This window comes from Rhizobium giardinii bv. giardinii H152, assembly GCF_000379605.1.
GTDB classification, from domain to species: Bacteria; Pseudomonadota; Alphaproteobacteria; order Rhizobiales; family Rhizobiaceae; genus Pararhizobium; species Pararhizobium giardinii.
Map to the genome: position 1 here is coordinate 205,517 of NZ_KB902580.1, position 15,711 is coordinate 221,227.

A 15,711-nucleotide genomic window follows, 5' to 3' on the forward strand; every position below is an offset into this window, starting at 1 on the left:
CGGTCAGAGCCCGAGGCTCGCCCGATAGAGTTTCAGCTGGCTATCGCGGCCGATCTGGTCGGTGATCTTCTCCCAGGCGCCTGCAATCGCATCCGCGGTTTCCTGTGCCGTCTTGTACTGTCCGGCAAAACCCTTCGCCAGTTCGTCCTCGGCGACAGAGTAATATTGGAAGATGCCGGGGATGCGCGGTTCGATGGCCGCGTTCGGATGGTTGTAGCTGTCGGCGTTCGAACCGAGGTAGTCCTCGATATAGGCGCGGTCGTAACCTGCCTTTTCCCATTCATCATAGTTGAAGTTGGACTGACGGTAGGGCTGGAAGCCGGAGGGGTAGGCCGACGTCCACAGGGACAAATCCTTGCCGCCGAGATGGGCCGCAGCAGACCAAGCCGCCTTGCGCTTCTTCTCGTCGCTGGAGACCCGCTTGGTGACGTAGATACCCCAGCCGAGATAGGCCATGTTCGGCGCTTCGTTATACTTGTCCTCCCATTGCCCGGTCATGCGGTTGAAGACGCGGTTGGAGCCCCGGTTGATGCCGAAGCCGACCACGTCGCCCACAACTGAGGTGTCCGAGGTGCGCGCGCCGGAGCCGACATCGCCCCACCACATCAGCATTGCGCCGGTGCCCGCAAGGAACTGCGAGAAGGCTGTGGTGCCAGGATCAGCATTGATCTGGTCGGCCGGATAGGCCTTAGCCGCGATCAGATCCAAGACGTCCTGGATCGCCTGAACCCACGCGGGGTTATTGACCAGCGGCTTCATGTTTTCAGGATCGAACAGCCAAGCCGGGTCGCCCGGATACTTGGCATAGGCCGTCGCGCGGTTCTCGATGAAATAGAAGCCGAAACCGCCCCAGCCCTTGAGCGGGTCGAGATAACCGTAGGCTGGCTGGCCGGTCAGCGGATCGGTCTTGCCGATCAGCGCCTTGGAAGCTTCGTTGACTTCCTGCCAGGTCTTCGGTGGCTCGGCCATGCCGCTGATCGAGCCTTCGCCGAAGTAATCCTTGCGATAGGCGAAGGTGTGGCAGTCGCCGTCGATCGTCACGCGGTAGATCTTGCTGTCCCAAGTGCCGACCGGTGGCTTCAGGTAGCTCACCAGGTCGTCGGCATCGATCTGCTTTCCAACCCAGTCGGGCATCTCGTCTAGGAGCCCGCGGCCGGCGGTATCGCCTTCGAAGGGTGCGCCCATTTCAAGGATGTCGAAGTCGACCGTGCCGGTTGCGATCGACTGTTGAAGTCGGGCGTTGTAGTCGGCCTGGGCAAGGTCGATCCAGTTGATCTTGGCTCCTGTATAGGCTTCCCACGGCTTCAGGAAACCGCGAAACAGGAAGTTGTGGAGATTCTGATTATTGAGCCCCATGAAGGTCAACTCGACACCGACGAACTCGCCTTGCGTGACATTCGCCTTGGTCGGACCGAGGCAGAGCTCGCCCACCTTCTGCCAGTCTGCGTCCGTTGGCGAGCCCTTGCCGACACCCGGAATTTGCAGGATTTGGGCACGCAAATCATCCGCGGCAGATGCGGTGCCGGCAATTCCGCCCATCGCGCCCGACAGGCCGAGCAGAGCCGCGGCACTTGCCGTTCCGCGCAAAACGTCGCGGCGACTTGTCTGACGGCGCATTAATGCATCGTATATTTCGACTTTCATGTCTTCCTCCTCCACGTTTCGTTGTGCTGCCGCCAACCGGTGTTGCCAAGCTGGCTCCAGTCCCATTTTAAGACTGGCCTCGTGCAGAACTATCTGGTAAACAAGAAAATGAAACGTTTCATATCTTGCTTGCTTGAAACCGCTCCTCCCGGTCTCGATAACGAGCATTAGACGGCAGGCGGAAAAAGTCAATGAAAAATGAAACGTTTCATGGAGGGGACGGGTACTTTTCGGTAGGGCTGAGGGCGGGTTCGCGACGCCGGATGCCTGGGAATATCTGTCCAGAGATGCATAACCCCTGGGGCTGCCCGGGGCCGCCGGAAAGCGAGTGGGAGGCACATGGCTGAGGTCAATATTTCGGGGGCGCAGAAGGCCTACGGCGCGCTAAATGTCCTGCATGGTGTAAATATAGAAATTCGCGACGGCGAGTTTGTCGTTCTCGTCGGCCCGTCCGGTTGCGGGAAATCGACCCTTTTGCGGATGGTCGCAGGGCTCGAAAGCATCACAGGCGGCACAATCTCAATCGGCGGAAAGGTCGTCAACAATCTGCCGCCCAAGGACCGCGATATCGCGATGGTCTTCCAGAGCTATGCGCTTTATCCGCACAAAACTGTTGCCGAAAACATGGTTTTTGCGCTCCGCCTACAGAAGCAGCCGGCGGACGTCATCAAACAGCGGCTGCAGGCGGCGGCCGAAACACTCGATCTCGTACCCTATCTGGACCGTTATCCGCGTCAGCTTTCGGGCGGCCAGCGGCAGCGCGTGGCGATGGGTCGAGCCATCGTCAGGTCGCCACAAGTATTCCTGTTCGACGAGCCTTTGTCGAACCTGGATGCCAAGCTGCGCGTGCAGATGCGCAAGGAGATCAAGGAATTGCACCAGCGGCTGAAAACCACGACCGTCTATGTCACTCATGACCAGGTCGAAGCGATGACTATGGCCGACAAGATCGTGGTGATGCAGAGCGGCAAGGTCGAACAGATCGGCACGCCGCTGGAACTCTACGACCGTCCCAGCAACACGTTCGTGGCAACCTTCATCGGTTCGCCGTCCATGAATCTCCTCAAAGGCCGGTATAAGGCCGATGGTGCAATCTTCGTCACGGAGAGCGCAGACGAGATCTCGCTCGGCTTCACGCCGGAAGCGTCTGACGGGCAGCCTGTCCTCCTGGGCGTGCGGCCTGAACATCTGTCGCTGGCCGAAAGCGGTCTCACGACGACTGTCAACGTCACCGAACCCACCGGCCATGAAACGATGGTATTCCTGCGCTACGGGCCGGGCGAGCTTGTTGCGGTATTTTCGGAACGCCACGATTTTGAGCCAGGGCAGGTCGTGACAGTAGCCCCTCGTACCGGAAAGCTCCATCTATTCGATGCGGGATCGGGCAAGACATTGCGGCCGGATTGAGCCTCGGACTTTAAGCCAGCTGAAGCTTTAGCGATCGTCCTGGCGGAAGGCGGGATCAGCCAGGCGCCGCAGGAAGAATTCGGCTCGAAGCCGGAGATGCTTCTCGAATTGCGTGCCGGACCGGATCGCTGTTTTGGGCAGCCGGGCGCAGCATAGAGATCCCGATTGAGCAGCGAGTTCGGTCTGAAGAAGGGGCCGGCTTCCCGTTCGAGGGTCAGTTCGTCTTCATCGTCACATGCAAGGGTCAGCGGCAGTTCGGGAGCAGCCTGCGCAAACGCCTCCATCCTCGCCACGTCGATGAGCGGCAACGACAGAAAGGCCGTCAAAAGAGAGCGTCTGGAAGAAGGCAAGGAACGGTCTCCCGGTTTTCTCAAGTAATGGCGAATTAGAGCACGGCAGCCTTACCGCAGGCGCTGCGCCGCATTCGCCTGTGCCTCTCGGATCAGGCCGGAGTACATATTCTCTTTGCCGGGATACCACGGCATCGTGCCGATGGAGCCGAAACCGGGAATCGTTTCCATATGTGCGACCATGCGGGCACGCATGCGCTCGTCGGGGAGCGGGCCTGTCATCGCCCGGACATTATCACTCATGTGGTCGGGGTTAGAAGTGCCGCAGAGCACGCTTGTGACGGCCGGGTGCGCCATGACCCATTTCAGGAAGAACTGCGCCCAGCTGATGGCCCCGAACTCCTGCGCGAAGGCCGGGAGCGGCCGCCCCTCGACCACCTTCATTAACCGTGCCTTTTCAAGCGGCAGATTGATCAGGACGCCGACGCCCTTGTCGGCGGCGGCCGGGAGAAGACGGCGCTCGGCATCGCGGTTGAAGATCGAATAGTTCGTCTGGATGAAGTCGACATCGTCGCGTTGGACGATCGCCAATATCTGGTCCTGCGCCGCCGACTCGTGATGGGTGACGCCGACATGGCGTATGAGGCCCTCCTTCTTCCAGGCCTTCATCAGCGGAATGACGACCGGCGCATTGGTAATGCTATGGCATTGCATGAGATTGATCGTGTCACGCCAAGTTCGCATGCGCGATTGCCGAAAGCTTTCAACGGCATGGCTCTCGTCTCCGAGATATTCGCCTGTCGACCAGACCTTGTTGGCGAGGAACATCTCGTCAGAGCGTTCAGATTCTCCCATGAACTGGCCGACGCTGACTTCCGCCGAGCCGTAGAGCGGCGATGTGTCCACCACGCGACCGCCTGCGGCGACGTACCGCTCGAAGACCTGACGCAGAGCGTCGCGGCGATCGCCGGGCTTCAGGTCGAAGGTAAGGAAGGTGCCAAGCCCAAGCGCGGTGACCCGTTCGCCGGTCCGCGGCAACGTACGGGTCAACACATCCGCCGTTGATCCAGAGGCTGGCGACGCCGTATTCGTTTCCCGGGTCTGCGCCGTAGCGTGGGTGGCGAGAGCCAGCCCTGTCGCGGCCGCACCCATCGTGCCGAGGAAGCTGCGTCTGTTGATATTCGAATGTTCCATTGGTGTCTTCCGTTTCTGAGTGTCAGAACTGCCAGTTGGCGGGAACCCAGACGTAGCCGCCATCGGTCTTCAGCATCCGGCCAAGACCGGGGAATGGATAGTGGAAGCCGAGCACGGGCATGCGCTCGGCGGCCGCCCTGTCGAAGATGCGCCGGCGGGAGGAAAGGGCCGTCTCCTTGTCGCGGTCCGGGCCCGGAAGCCAGGGCCTGTCGACGTTGACAGCAGGGTGATAGGCAAGGTCTGCCGTCAGCAGCAACTGCTCGTTCCCGGAATGGACAAGGAAGGTGGCCATGCCCGGCGTGTGCCCGGAGGCGGCGATCGTTGTCAGGCCAGGCACGATTTCGGCACCGGCTGCATAGAGCTCGACATCGTTCATGAACGGCTCGAGGCTGTTCTTGATGTTCGCCGCGAAGCGCATACGGAATTCCTCCGGGACCGGCATGTAAGAGAGGTCCGGATCGGTTCGGACGAAGAAATCCCAGTCTGCCTTCGGAACGAAAACCGTGGCGCGGGGAAAGGCCTTACCGCCGTCTGCGCTTCTTAGATTGCCGACATGGTCGGGATGGGTGTGGGAGATGACGATCGCGTCGATGTCCGCAGGATCGAGACCGACCGCCGCGAGGTTATCGAAGATGCGCCCGCCATTCGGGCCCATGGTCTTGCCCGCGCCAGCCTCGATCAGAATCCGCCGACCACCTGTTTCAATCAGCAGCGTGTTGAGGTTGAGCGTCATGTGGTCGGTGGGCAGAAATGCCTGTCGCAGGACCTCCTGAAGCTCGGCTTCCGGCGCGTTGCTTGCATAGACGCGGGGCGGGCCACCAATCACACCATCGCTCAAGACAGTCGCGTTGATGTCGCCGACGCGGAAACGGTAATAACCAGCATTGCCGGTCACCGAAGACGCGGCTTGTGCGTTGGCCTTGCCCGAGCCACCCAGGCTTGGGATGAGCATGCTTGATGCGCCTGCGACAGCGGACAGCATGATGGCACGTCGGTTGAGAGTGAAGGCATTCATCGGTCTTCCCTTCTGCATTGGACACTCTTTTGCTTCAGCGGTTTGACGGGTCGAAGTGCCCGGCACAGGAAGCAGATCGGGCGCGGCATTAAGCTCTGCACCAACCCTGACATGGGCCGATTGATCTGATAAGCTGCGTTAAGTTTATCACCTTGATTAGAAATACTTCTCAATGGACCCTATTCGTCTGGACAGCTTCGATGTATTTGTGGCCATCGTGCGCTGTGGCGGTTTCCGCGCAGCAGCACTCGAGCGAGGGGTCTCGTCATCGGCGTTAAGCCAAACGATGAACGCTCTGGAAGAGGCTCTGGGTATCCGGCTCCTCAATCGAACAACGAGGAGCGTATTCCCGACGGAGGCAGGACAGCGCCTTCTTGAGCGTCTGGCACCTGCGTTGAGCGACATCAGGCTCGCCATCACAGAGGTCGACGAATTGCGTGATAGCCCATCCGGAACTCTCAGGATCAACGCACCGGCGCCGGCCGTCGACCATTTTCTCTGCCCGCTGGTGTTCGACTTTATGGATGCCTATCGCGAGGTGAAGATCGAGATCATCAGCGATGCGGCAGTCATCGATATCGTGGAACAGGGTTTCGATGCCGGCGTAAGGTTCGGCAAGCAGCTGGCGCAGGACATGATTGCGCTGCCGCTTGGACCCGCGCTTCGTTATGCAATCGTAGCTTCACCGGATTACATCAACAGGTGCGGACAACCGCAGACGCCGCACGAACTCGTTGATCACGACTGTATAAGACGTCGTTTCCCTGGTGGCACGCTCGTGACCTGGCGGTTTGCCGAGGGAGGCGAGGAGATTGAGGTTACTCCAACGGGCCGCCTGACGGTCAGCTCTGCGCACAACGAACTGCAAGCTGCACTGGCGGGCAGAGGAATAGCCCATGTCTTCGATGATTACGTCAAACCGTACGTCCAAAGCGGCCGGCTGGTGGAGCTTTTCTCCGACTGGAGCCCCACCTTGCCCCACTGGTTTCTATACTACCCCAGTCGCCGTCTCCCGAGTGCCGCCATGCGCGCCTTTCTCGACTACATGAGGAATTACGACTGGCAGGCCAGGTGTTGATTCCTTTCCCGCCGGCGTCAGATCAGGAATTGGTAGCTTACCGGCACAAACCGGAACCCTGTGCCGAGCGGCTCGACATAACCGACCATGTGATAGCCGATAAAAGGGATTTTCTCAGTAGCCAGCATACCGAAGATTCTTTTGCGACTGCTGGCAGCGGCGCCATTATCCATGTCGAAAGAAACGCTTTGGCATTGCGGGTCGTGGACAAATAAAAATCGATCGTGTTGCCGAATTTGTCGACGGCCGGTAAAGATGCGTCCATTGTCCGCGAACTCTCACACAGGTTTCATCAACGCGCCAACTCAACTCGTTGACTGCGGCCCGACCCCAGTGCCATCGCAACCGCTTTTCAATCTCCGGAACATATCTCTGAACCCAACGATAAATCGTGGAATGATCGACTGGCACACCCGTTGGCTCATCATTTGCTCAAGGTCGCGGTAGTTGACGCAATACCATCGCACCACCCACACAATCACTTCACCGTGAAAATGACGCCACTTGAAATCGCTCATCAATAGTCTCACTGAAAATCTTCGGCGCTCTTTCGGACATCAAAGGGATTCTTGCAACAGAGCCCATTGTATCAGCCGAAGCCGAAATCTGTTCCGAAGAAACGAGTGAGCTGGGGTTTAAGGCGAACGCCTTGAAGGGATCAGAACCGTCGGTGCGCGCTCCAATCAAACACGAAGTGCCTCGATGACGGCGCGCAAGCCGGCCGACAGGTATCTCCGCGTGGGATAATACAAATACAGCCAGTCTTCGGGCGCGTTCCAGGATGCCAGGCATTCGAGCAAAGTGCCATTCTCGATATGTCGCCGCGCCCGCTCTTCCCAGACATAAGCCAGCCCGACGCCTGAAAGTGCTGCTTCGACCATCAGTTCGTGGTCATCGAGCGACAGAGACCCGGTCGGTTCGAATTCGATGATCTTGCCGGCCCGGCTGAACTCCCAAGGGTAGGGTTTGCCGCTTGGATAGATATTGCGGATACAGACATGCTGACGCAGATCATCCGGGGTTTTGGGGAGCGGATTGCGCTCGAAATAGCTTGTTGAGCCCACGACGGCAAACCGCAGCCGCGGCTTGATCTTCACGGCCGTCATGCCATCGCGCAGTCTTTCACCAAGACGAATGCCGGCATCGAACCCCTCCTCCACAATGTCGACTAGGCGGTCGGTGGCAACGACTTCCAGCTGGAGACCGGGGTTTTTTGCGATCAGTGGGCCAATGACTGATCGGAACACGAATGGTGCCACCGAATTGGGCGCGTTGATGCGCACCTTGCCGAACGGCGTGTCGCGAAACTGGTTGAGGGCATCGAGCGCCGAGCCGATGTCGCCGAAGGCCGGCGACAGCTGCGACAGGAGCATCGCACCGGCATCGGTCAGTGACACGCTGCGCGTCGTCCGGTTAAGCAGGCGAATGCCGACGCGCGCCTCGAGATTGCCCACCGCATGGCTGATCGCCGAGGCGGTGACCCCGCGCTCCTCGCCGGCCCGGCGAAAGTTGCGGTGACGGGCAACCGCATCGAAGGCCGCCAGTTCCGAGAGATCCGTACTGCGCATTATCAAATCTCACTCAGCATTGAGAAGAAGATTATCTCTCTAATTCTTATCGTCAAAAAGGTCCAGATTTCTCCTCGCAAACCGGCGCTGGTGCCGGAGACAGGAGACAAGACAATGGCCGACTTCATTCCTCCCGCCCTTAACACGGCATCGCCCTTCGCTGACATGCGCGGTCATCACGTTGCCATCCGCACGCCAGACCTCGAAACCGCCAAGCGCTGGTTTGTCGAGAAGCTCGATTTCCGTGTCGTCGCCGAATGGGACTATGCCGACGAGCAGCTCGCCTATCTCGCACCCGCCACGGACGACCATTTCTATGTGGAAATCCTTGGTGGCGGCGATCCCTCGCCGGCAGACGTTCGTCCCTATACCGATCTCGGCGACAGTATTTCTGCCTGAATGTGGCAAGCGTCGACGCCACCGTCGAGAACCTGCGGGCACGCGGCGTCACCATCGTCACCGAGCCGTTCGAACTGCTGGCGATCAGCCGCCGCCTTGCCTTCTTCAGCGATCCATTCGGCAATCTGATCGAACTGGCATAAGTCCTGCCGTGACGCTTTCGCACCCGGCTGGCCGTCACGACATCGCGGTGGCCAGAGGCCGCTCTCATCTCTAACCGAGCATCAAGGAACATCCTCATGAAAATCTGGTTCATCACCGGCGCCTCGCGCGGCTTTGGCGCCCTCGTCACCACACGTGCTCTTGCACAGGGCGACGCCGTCGTCGCCACCGCCCGCAACCCGGAAGCGATCGCCGAGCGGTTCGGCGAGCACCCCAATCTGTTACCGGTCGCTCTCGATGTGACCGACGACAAACAGGCCGCCGCAGCAGTGAAGGCCGCCATCGATCGCTTTGGACGGATTGAAATCCTGCTCAACAACGCGGGCTTCGGACTGATGGGCGCTGTCGAGGAGGCCACCGTGGCCGAGGTCGAGGCCGTCTACCGCACCAACGTCTTTGGTCTTCTCAACGTGACCCGCGCCGTGCTGCCCTTCATGCGCCGGGCACGCTCCGGCCGCATCCTGACTATCTCGTCGATCGGCGGCTATCGCGGCGCAGCAGGCTTCGGTGTCTACTCCTCGACGAAGTTTGCGGTCGAGGGTCTGAGCGAAGCCCTGCATGACGAACTCGCACCGCTTGGCATCCATTGACGCGCGTCTGGTTAAACTTCATCCGATGGGAGGCCGTTTCCGATTGAAGCTCGGCGGCTTATGGTGGCCGCCGAGCACAACCTGGATCTCTTCTTCAAATGGCCTGAACGAGGCCTTTTCTCAAGCCGGGAGACTATGCGTTTTCCGCATGAGATCTGCGGCCCGCTCTCCGATGACAACGCAAGGCGCCATGGTGTTGCCCGTGGTGATACGCGGCATGATCGAGGAGTCTGCGATGCGAAGTCCGTCTATGCCGTATACCTTGAGCTCGTTGTCGACCACAGACATGCTGTCGCGTCCCATCTTGGCTGTGCAGGATTGATGCCAATAGGTCACGGCCGAACGCCGTATAAAGTCGATCATTCCTGATCTGTCGCGCACACCCGGAGCTGTCTCGCCTGTCACCAGGGGCTTGAAGGCATCGCTGTTTCCCAGGTCGCAACACAATTCCACAGCGACCAAGGCGGCAGCCATGTCTTCCGGCTCAGTGAGAGAATTTGGTTCGATCAGGATAGGGTCATTCGTGTCGGGGCCGGAGAGCCGCAACCGACCACGGCTTTTGGGTTGGGCAAGACCATTAAACATCGTCCAGCCATGTTCCGGCGTCTTGAGACCTGTCTCGATCGGCGAAGGCACAGCGAATTCCAACTGGCACTGAAGGATGTCCGGCTGGTCAAGACGCGAGTCACTTCTCCAGTAGAGCTTTGCTTCGCAGCCGCTACCACCAATAGCTTCTGGTTTTCGATACGCCCAGGTGCAGCCGAAAGCGAGGTGATCCTGATGATTGCGACCGACACCCGGTAGGTGCTGAACAACAGGAATGCCGTGGGCGTGCAAGTCTTCTTTCGGGCCAATCCCGGACTGCATCAACACCTTTGGCGTATTGATTGCGCCAAGTGACAGTACCGTCTCGCAACGCGCGGTGAATCGCCGCCTTTGGCCATCGACAAGAACCTCAACTCCCGACACGCGCTTGCCAACAAAGATGAGGCGTGAAACCAGCGCGCCGGTCAGCACTGTCAGGTTTGAACGCGACAGGAGCGGACGGACATAAGATCCGAATACGGATTCACGTTTGCCATCCCGGATCCGCAGCTCCGCAATCGATGCGCCGCCCGGGCCTTCCATCATTTCACCGTTCGGAGTGTCGTAGACGGGAATGCCGATCGTCGATGCCGCACGCAACAAAGCCTCAGCAACTGGCTGGGGTGCCTCTGGCTGCGCGACATAAGCCGGCCCTCCCACACCGCGACGTGTTGAGTCCGGAGCGCCGCGCCAGTCTTCGATCCGACGATAATAGCCGAGGATCGACTGATAGCCCCACGCGTCATCGCCCGCTTCGGCAGCAAAGTGGTCCCAATCTGCCTTGTGCCCTCTGGCCCAAACCATAACATTGATGCTCGAACCGCCGCCAAGTCCCTTGCCCATGCTGAGCGGCAGACGTCGACCATCCAAGCCAGGTGCCGGCTGTCCAACAAAGCCCCAGTCGCGGCTCGAACCGAGATTGAGCGGCCACTGCGCAGGGTTCGTAACAGACTCGGCCGCATCGTCTCCGCCTGCCTCAAGCAGTAGAACGCTCGCATTCCCATCCTCTGCCAATCGAGCTGCGACCACAGGGCCGCTCGACCCGGCGCCGCAGACGATGAAGTCGAAAACATCATCGACCTCGCAGTGAGGAGTAGGTGGATTTTGGACATAGGTATTGAGTTTCACGTGGTTACCTCCGTGAATGGGTTTGGGAAAATTGCGAAAGTGTTGGGAACCTGAAGGCGACGACACGCAATGGATTTCAGCCAGAGATCGTGCGGCGTTTTACGCGCTCGCTTCGTCGCTGAGGCACCTTAGTCTGACGGGCTATGCTCACCGTCATTGGGACAGTGCGGCCTGTCCCAATGACGGTGTTTATGTCATTGCTTCTTTGCCGAGACAGCTTTTGCAGCCTCATCGATGGTATCTGCGACGACCTTCGGCTGCGTCATAAACAATGCGTGGCTTGCTGACACCTTGGTGATCTTGGCTTTGATGCGCTCGGCCATGTGGATCAGCATGGCCTGATCGAATGCCTTGTCCTCGGTGGCGATGACGGCCCAGCTCGGCTTTGTGCGCCAGGCGGCATTTTCAAGCTTCGTGCCGAACGCCGACATGTTGATCGGCACTTGAGACGAGCTCATGAACGCAGCCTCTGCATCGCTGACGTCATGCGCGAAGCCAGCCTTGAACTTCACCGGGCTGACATATCCAAAACCATCCTTCGTGGTCTCGATGACGAATTCGGATGCGGCAGCAAATCCTTCGTATTGCTGAGCCGTCGTCTCGCCGGCATCCGGGGAGAGAGCCGAGACGTAGACGAGACCTGCAACTTTTGGATCGATGCCAGCTTCCGTGATAAGCGTGCCGCCCCAGGAATGTCCAACCAGTATGACCGGACCATCCTGCCGCTCCAGCGCACGTTTGGTAGCGGCCACGTCGTCTTCGAGCGAGGTCAAGGGGTTCTGGACGATGGTGACGCGATAGCCACGCTTTGTCAGATTGACATAGACATTCTTCCAGCCTGAGCCGTCTGCAAAGGCCCCGTGGACGAGCACCACGTTTTTCACGGATTGATCCTGCGGAATCGTGTCAGCGGCGTTCGCCGGAATGGAGGCAGAAAATGCGGCGGCGATTGCAGCAACGGCGGTCACGGTCTTGTTTGTCATGGCTTTCTCCTCTTGGTAATTGCGATATTTGTTATCGCGATATATATAAACTGGCAGACCTCGATGCTCACGTCAAGATAATTCTTATCGCGATATTTATTTCCGTGGTAATGTCAGTTATATGAGTGCGTATAGGAGCTCAGAATGACCAACCGCCACAACGATCCACCACCCCTGCACGACCAATTGTGCTACGCGATCTACACCGCCGGCATCGCCATCCAGCGCGCTTACAAGCCTGTTCTCGACGAATTGGGGCTGACTTACCCGCAGTACCTCGTGCTCAACGTACTTTGGAGCGAAGATGGGCAAACGGTAGGCGCCATTGCCAACGCCCTTGCTCTGGAATCCAGCACGCTGACGCCGTTGCTGAAGCGCCTCGAGACATCGGGATTGCTGCGTAGGACCAGGAACCTCAGTAACGAGCGGCAGGTGATGATCGCGTTGACCGACGAAGGCCGAGCGTTGCAGCACAAGGCAGGCTGCCTCAGCGACACTTTGCTTGCAGCCTCGACTGAGACGCCGCAGGAATTGGCCGCATTGAACCGCGACGTGCGCCGTCTCCGCAACGCGATCTATTCCCAAATCGGCGGGTGGGACGCGCCCGCTTGAACAACCGGTGGCTGGAACGTGCGAAACGAAGGAGGTCTACGTCACTCGACTCCCCGCTTCCCGACGTCCGTCACCAAGTATGAACGTTAGGGCGATCACCTTAGACAGTCGGAACGGTTCCGCCATCAATGACAAACTCAGCGCCGTGGATCGCGGTGGCGCGATCCGAGGCCAGGTACGCGATGAGGTCTGCGACTTCATGAGGGTCGGCCGGACGCCCAATTGGAATACCGCCAAGGCTGTCAAGGACGACCTGTCGCGCTTCCTCGATCGTGCCGCCATTGGCGGCCTGCAGTCGTTTCAGAAGGTCCAAGGAAGACTCGGTCATGATCCAGCCGGGCGAGACGACATTGACCCGCACACCTTTCGGCCCAAGCTCCTTGGAGATGGACTTGCTGTAGGTCTTGAGCGCCGCCTTGGCGGCTGCATAAGCGGTGGTGGCCTCTGGCAAGGGAAGGACTGACTGGATGGAGGTCACGTGAACCACCGCGCCGCTGCCGCGTTCGATCATCTGCGGGAGTAGGAGACGATCAAGACGAACGGTCGCCAGGAGGTTCAGGTTCAGTTCGGCCAGCCAGTGATCGTCTGTCAGGGCGACGAAGCCGCCGCCCGGTGTCGACGATCCGCCAAGAACGTGAGCCAGAATATCGATTCCGCCCAAGCGCTCAAGTGCCGCCTTGGCCAGGATTGTTCCTCCCTTGACCGTCGTCAGGTCCGCCTGGACGAACTTGACGCCGTCGATGGGTTCCGGTGTTCCGCGGGCGGCAGTGATCACTCGGGCGCCTCCGGCCAAGAAGCGCTCCACCGTGGCGCGGCCCGCACCCTTGGTGCCGCCGCTGACCAGCACGCGCTTTCCCGCAAACTCGGTCGGATCTAATTTGATGCTCATGCCGTAATCTCCAGGGCTTTGATAGTGTCGTTTTCGAGCGTGAAACGATAGGTGAAGCGGATCGGGCTCCCTTTGAAGTCGCCGTGGGCAAGCCCATCAATCACGACCTGACCGTTCTCATGCCGAACGGTATCCGGCGTGAAGATTGCCTTAGCGGGGATCACCGCCTCCTTGAGCAAGGTCCGCAGTTCAGCGTGACCATCGTGACGGCTTCCGTTGTCCAGAACGACCGCGTCGGGGGCGAAGGGTTTAAGCATGCTGTCTACATCGAGTTGTGCGTTAGCCTCGACATAGTCAGCTATGGGTTTGGGTAGTGCTGGCATTAAGGCGTTCTCCTCTGCATTACGACGGCATGAACCGCACGATCTTCGCGAGAGCATCCGCGTCGTTGCGCCTTTCAGCGGCAATGTACGCATTTGACGACGTTGGAATGGCCATTGTGTCTCTCCCTATGAACTGACGTAGTATTTAACTCTCGACCATTGCGCGGATAAGTGGGATAAATCGGCATGCGGCAATGAACAGATCGGGACAATGAACTAGGCAAGCGTGAAAGAGTTGGAAGCGGCCGTCGCGATTGCCCGGCGTGGGACATTCCGAGCAGCCGCCATCGATCTCGGTATTTCGACCACCGCTCTGAGCCACACGATAGGCAGGCTCGAGGCAGGGCTGGGAGTGAGATTGTTCAATCGCACTACGCGAAGCGTTTCGCTGACGGATGCAGGTCGGCTCTTTATCCAGCAAGTCGCTCCACTGCTTCAGGACCTCCATGCCGCCCTGGAGGCCGTGCGTGAGCAACGTGAAACACCGTCTGGGACGATAAGGATCAACGCGGCGCCATTTGCTGCGCGCGCGATCATCTCACCGCTCGTTCTAGAGTTCCTGCGCCGCTATCCCGACATGCACGTCGATATCGTCACGGAAGGAAAAATGGTCGATATCGTCCGGGATGGTTTCGATCTGGGCGTCAGGGTGGCAGGCCTCGTCCCAAGCGACATGATTGCCGTTTCACTTGGGAGACCGCAACGGCACGCGGTTGTCGGTTCTCCGGAGTATCTTGAGAAGTATGGTACCCCGACTATTCCTCCAGATTTACTCAATCACAGATGCATCCGCGTTCGGTTGCCGGATGGCTCCTTGTTTCGGTGGCGTTTCGAAAAAGAGGGCGAGCAGTTGCAAGTCGATGTACGTGGCGCCATTACCCTCGATGAGGGGAGCCTTACAAGAACTGCCATTCTAAAGGGCACCGGCATCGGCTACATCTTTGAACAAGACATTCTCCCTGACATCGAGGCTGGGCGCGTCATCCGTGTTCTCGAAGACTGGACGCCGCCCTATCCGGGGCTTTGCCTGTACTATCCAGGGCGCCGAAACCTGTCTGCCGGCGTCAGAGCGTTCTTAGAACTTGCGCGTGAGGTCTCGCGACGGGCGGCCGGGGAATCGCGATGCGCGCCAACGAACTAATCGCATTCGCCTTGAAGGGATCAGAACCTACGACCCTGTTGTTACAAAAGCATCCGTCGACAATTCCCCGTCGACTCGGCCCCGATGGAATGACCGATTTGGGGCCGATGGCCGACCGTCCGCTGCTAGGACGCCGAACACAGAAAGCGGACATCACCTACGATTCCGTCATCAACCACAGCGCTGCTGCCCATCCGGCGAGGTCCTGCCCCGGTGGGACACGGACCGCCGCGAACGTCGTCGTATTGGAGATGAAGAAGGTAGCTCAGAAATTGAACCGCACCCCGAAGACATTTGCACTGGAGCCGCCGTGCACGTCGCCGAGCGTCCCCCAGGCTCCGGACCGGTGGTGTATCCGCCAGAAGAAATCGACGTCGGGCATGGTGTTGAAGGAAAGGTTCAACTCGGGGCCGAGATAGAACAGCGTTTTAGCGTCCCCGTTATGCTCCAGCTCGTTATTGCGCTCCCGTCCCTCCTGGGTATGCGTGACATGGCTGATGCCAAACGTAAAGGCTGGTGAGATACGGACGGTATCACCAATCTCGAAACCGTCGTAGCGAGCGACGCCGCCGCCCCAGAATTCCGCATTCGGATGCCCGCCGAATCTTCCGGCGAACCCCGCTTCCAGTCCGAACCTGAAGGAGCCCATCCTAGCCGGGAAGTACTGGTAGCCGAGGCCGAAGATCGGGAGGTCCTCGTACGT

The 15,711-nt window shown here is 59.2% G+C and carries 15 protein-coding genes and 3 pseudogenes; 7 read left to right on the forward strand and 11 right to left on the reverse strand.

Going from position 1 to position 15,711, the window contains the following annotated elements:
* Positions 1–3: 3 nt before the first annotated feature.
* Positions 4–1,644, reverse strand: coding sequence for an extracellular solute-binding protein (locus A3AY_RS0107420; RefSeq protein WP_018325053.1), 1,641 nt, complete (start codon positions 1,642–1,644; stop codon positions 4–6).
* A 339-nt stretch (positions 1,645–1,983) separates the two neighbouring features.
* Here A3AY_RS0107420 and A3AY_RS0107425 point away from each other — a divergent pair, with 339 nt between their 5' ends.
* Positions 1,984–3,051 (forward strand): ABC transporter ATP-binding protein, encoded by a 1,068-nt coding sequence (locus A3AY_RS0107425; protein WP_018325054.1) that lies wholly within the window; start codon positions 1,984–1,986, stop codon positions 3,049–3,051.
* A 401-nt stretch (positions 3,052–3,452) separates the two neighbouring features.
* Here A3AY_RS0107425 and A3AY_RS0107435 read toward each other — a convergent pair whose 3' ends face one another.
* Together A3AY_RS0107435 and A3AY_RS0107440 are read right to left on the reverse strand one after the other, a co-directional pair.
* Positions 3,453–4,535 carry an aldo/keto reductase gene (locus A3AY_RS0107435; RefSeq protein ID WP_018325055.1) on the reverse strand — a complete coding sequence of 361 codons (1,083 nt, stop codon included), beginning with the start codon at positions 4,533–4,535 and terminating at the stop codon, positions 3,453–3,455.
* A gap of 22 nt (positions 4,536–4,557) precedes the next feature.
* Positions 4,558–5,550, reverse strand: coding sequence for an MBL fold metallo-hydrolase (locus A3AY_RS0107440; protein WP_018325056.1), 993 nt, complete (start codon positions 5,548–5,550; stop codon positions 4,558–4,560).
* A 172-nt stretch (positions 5,551–5,722) separates the two neighbouring features.
* Here A3AY_RS0107440 and A3AY_RS0107445 point away from each other — a divergent pair, with 172 nt between their 5' ends.
* Entirely contained in the window at positions 5,723–6,628 is a 906-nt protein-coding gene (locus tag A3AY_RS0107445; protein WP_018325057.1) for a LysR family transcriptional regulator, read from the forward strand.
* A gap of 17 nt (positions 6,629–6,645) precedes the next feature.
* Here A3AY_RS0107445 and A3AY_RS39635 read toward each other — a convergent pair whose 3' ends face one another.
* The 3 genes and pseudogenes from A3AY_RS39635 to A3AY_RS0107455 all read right to left on the reverse strand — a co-directional run bounded on the left by A3AY_RS39635 (position 6,646) and on the right by A3AY_RS0107455 (position 8,196).
* The gene (locus A3AY_RS39635; RefSeq protein WP_018325058.1) at positions 6,646–6,801 is read right to left on the reverse strand and encodes a hypothetical protein; all 156 of its coding nucleotides are present in this window, start codon (positions 6,799–6,801) and stop codon (positions 6,646–6,648) included.
* Positions 6,802–6,812: 11 nt separating this feature from the next.
* A pseudogene (locus A3AY_RS37535) lies at positions 6,813–7,146 on the reverse strand (IS6 family transposase); the annotation flags it as partial.
* A 165-nt stretch (positions 7,147–7,311) separates the two neighbouring features.
* Positions 7,312–8,196, reverse strand: coding sequence for a LysR family transcriptional regulator (locus A3AY_RS0107455; protein ID WP_018325059.1), 885 nt, complete (start codon positions 8,194–8,196; stop codon positions 7,312–7,314).
* A 114-nt stretch (positions 8,197–8,310) separates the two neighbouring features.
* Here A3AY_RS0107455 and A3AY_RS41025 point away from each other — a divergent pair, with 114 nt between their 5' ends.
* The 3 genes and pseudogenes from A3AY_RS41025 to A3AY_RS34665 all read left to right on the forward strand — a co-directional run.
* Positions 8,311–8,595, forward strand: a complete 285-nt coding sequence (locus A3AY_RS41025; protein ID WP_268841562.1) for a VOC family protein — start codon at positions 8,311–8,313, stop codon at positions 8,593–8,595.
* A 2-nt stretch (positions 8,596–8,597) separates the two neighbouring features.
* Positions 8,598–8,738, forward strand: a complete 141-nt coding sequence (locus A3AY_RS41030; protein WP_276325087.1) for a VOC family protein — start codon at positions 8,598–8,600, stop codon at positions 8,736–8,738.
* 96 nt (positions 8,739–8,834) lie between these two features.
* A pseudogene (locus A3AY_RS34665) lies at positions 8,835–9,344 on the forward strand (SDR family NAD(P)-dependent oxidoreductase); the annotation flags it as partial.
* A 123-nt stretch (positions 9,345–9,467) separates the two neighbouring features.
* Here A3AY_RS34665 and A3AY_RS0107470 read toward each other — a convergent pair.
* Together A3AY_RS0107470 and A3AY_RS0107475 are read right to left on the reverse strand one after the other, a co-directional pair.
* Complete coding sequence (locus A3AY_RS0107470; RefSeq protein WP_018325061.1) at positions 9,468–11,060, reverse strand: GMC family oxidoreductase; 1,593 nt, start codon at positions 11,058–11,060, stop codon at positions 9,468–9,470.
* Positions 11,061–11,254: 194 nt separating this feature from the next.
* Positions 11,255–12,043, reverse strand: coding sequence for an alpha/beta fold hydrolase (locus A3AY_RS0107475; RefSeq protein ID WP_018325062.1), 789 nt, complete (start codon positions 12,041–12,043; stop codon positions 11,255–11,257).
* Positions 12,044–12,187: 144 nt separating this feature from the next.
* Between A3AY_RS0107475 and A3AY_RS0107480 the strand changes: the two genes are divergently transcribed.
* Positions 12,188–12,655: a MarR family winged helix-turn-helix transcriptional regulator gene (locus tag A3AY_RS0107480; protein ID WP_018325063.1), complete on the forward strand. Its 468-nt coding sequence runs from the start codon at positions 12,188–12,190 to the stop codon at positions 12,653–12,655.
* Between the two features lie 100 nt (positions 12,656–12,755).
* On the opposite strand, the gene A3AY_RS0107485 is transcribed toward A3AY_RS0107480, so the two are convergent.
* A complete protein-coding gene (locus A3AY_RS0107485) occupies positions 12,756–13,544 on the reverse strand; it encodes an SDR family oxidoreductase (RefSeq protein WP_018325064.1) in 789 nt (262 codons plus the stop codon).
* Positions 13,541–13,867: a nuclear transport factor 2 family protein gene (locus A3AY_RS0107490; protein ID WP_018325065.1), complete on the reverse strand. Its 327-nt coding sequence runs from the start codon at positions 13,865–13,867 to the stop codon at positions 13,541–13,543. The genes A3AY_RS0107485 and A3AY_RS0107490 overlap by 4 nt, the downstream gene beginning before the upstream one ends.
* A 226-nt stretch (positions 13,868–14,093) precedes the next feature.
* Here A3AY_RS0107490 and A3AY_RS0107500 point away from each other — a divergent pair, with 226 nt between their 5' ends.
* Positions 14,094–15,008 carry a LysR family transcriptional regulator gene (locus tag A3AY_RS0107500; protein ID WP_245275886.1) on the forward strand — a complete coding sequence of 305 codons (915 nt, stop codon included), beginning with the start codon at positions 14,094–14,096 and terminating at the stop codon, positions 15,006–15,008.
* A gap of 265 nt (positions 15,009–15,273) precedes the next feature.
* Here the strand turns inward: A3AY_RS0107500 and A3AY_RS39640 are convergent.
* A pseudogene (locus A3AY_RS39640) lies at positions 15,274–15,711 on the reverse strand (hypothetical protein); the annotation flags it as partial.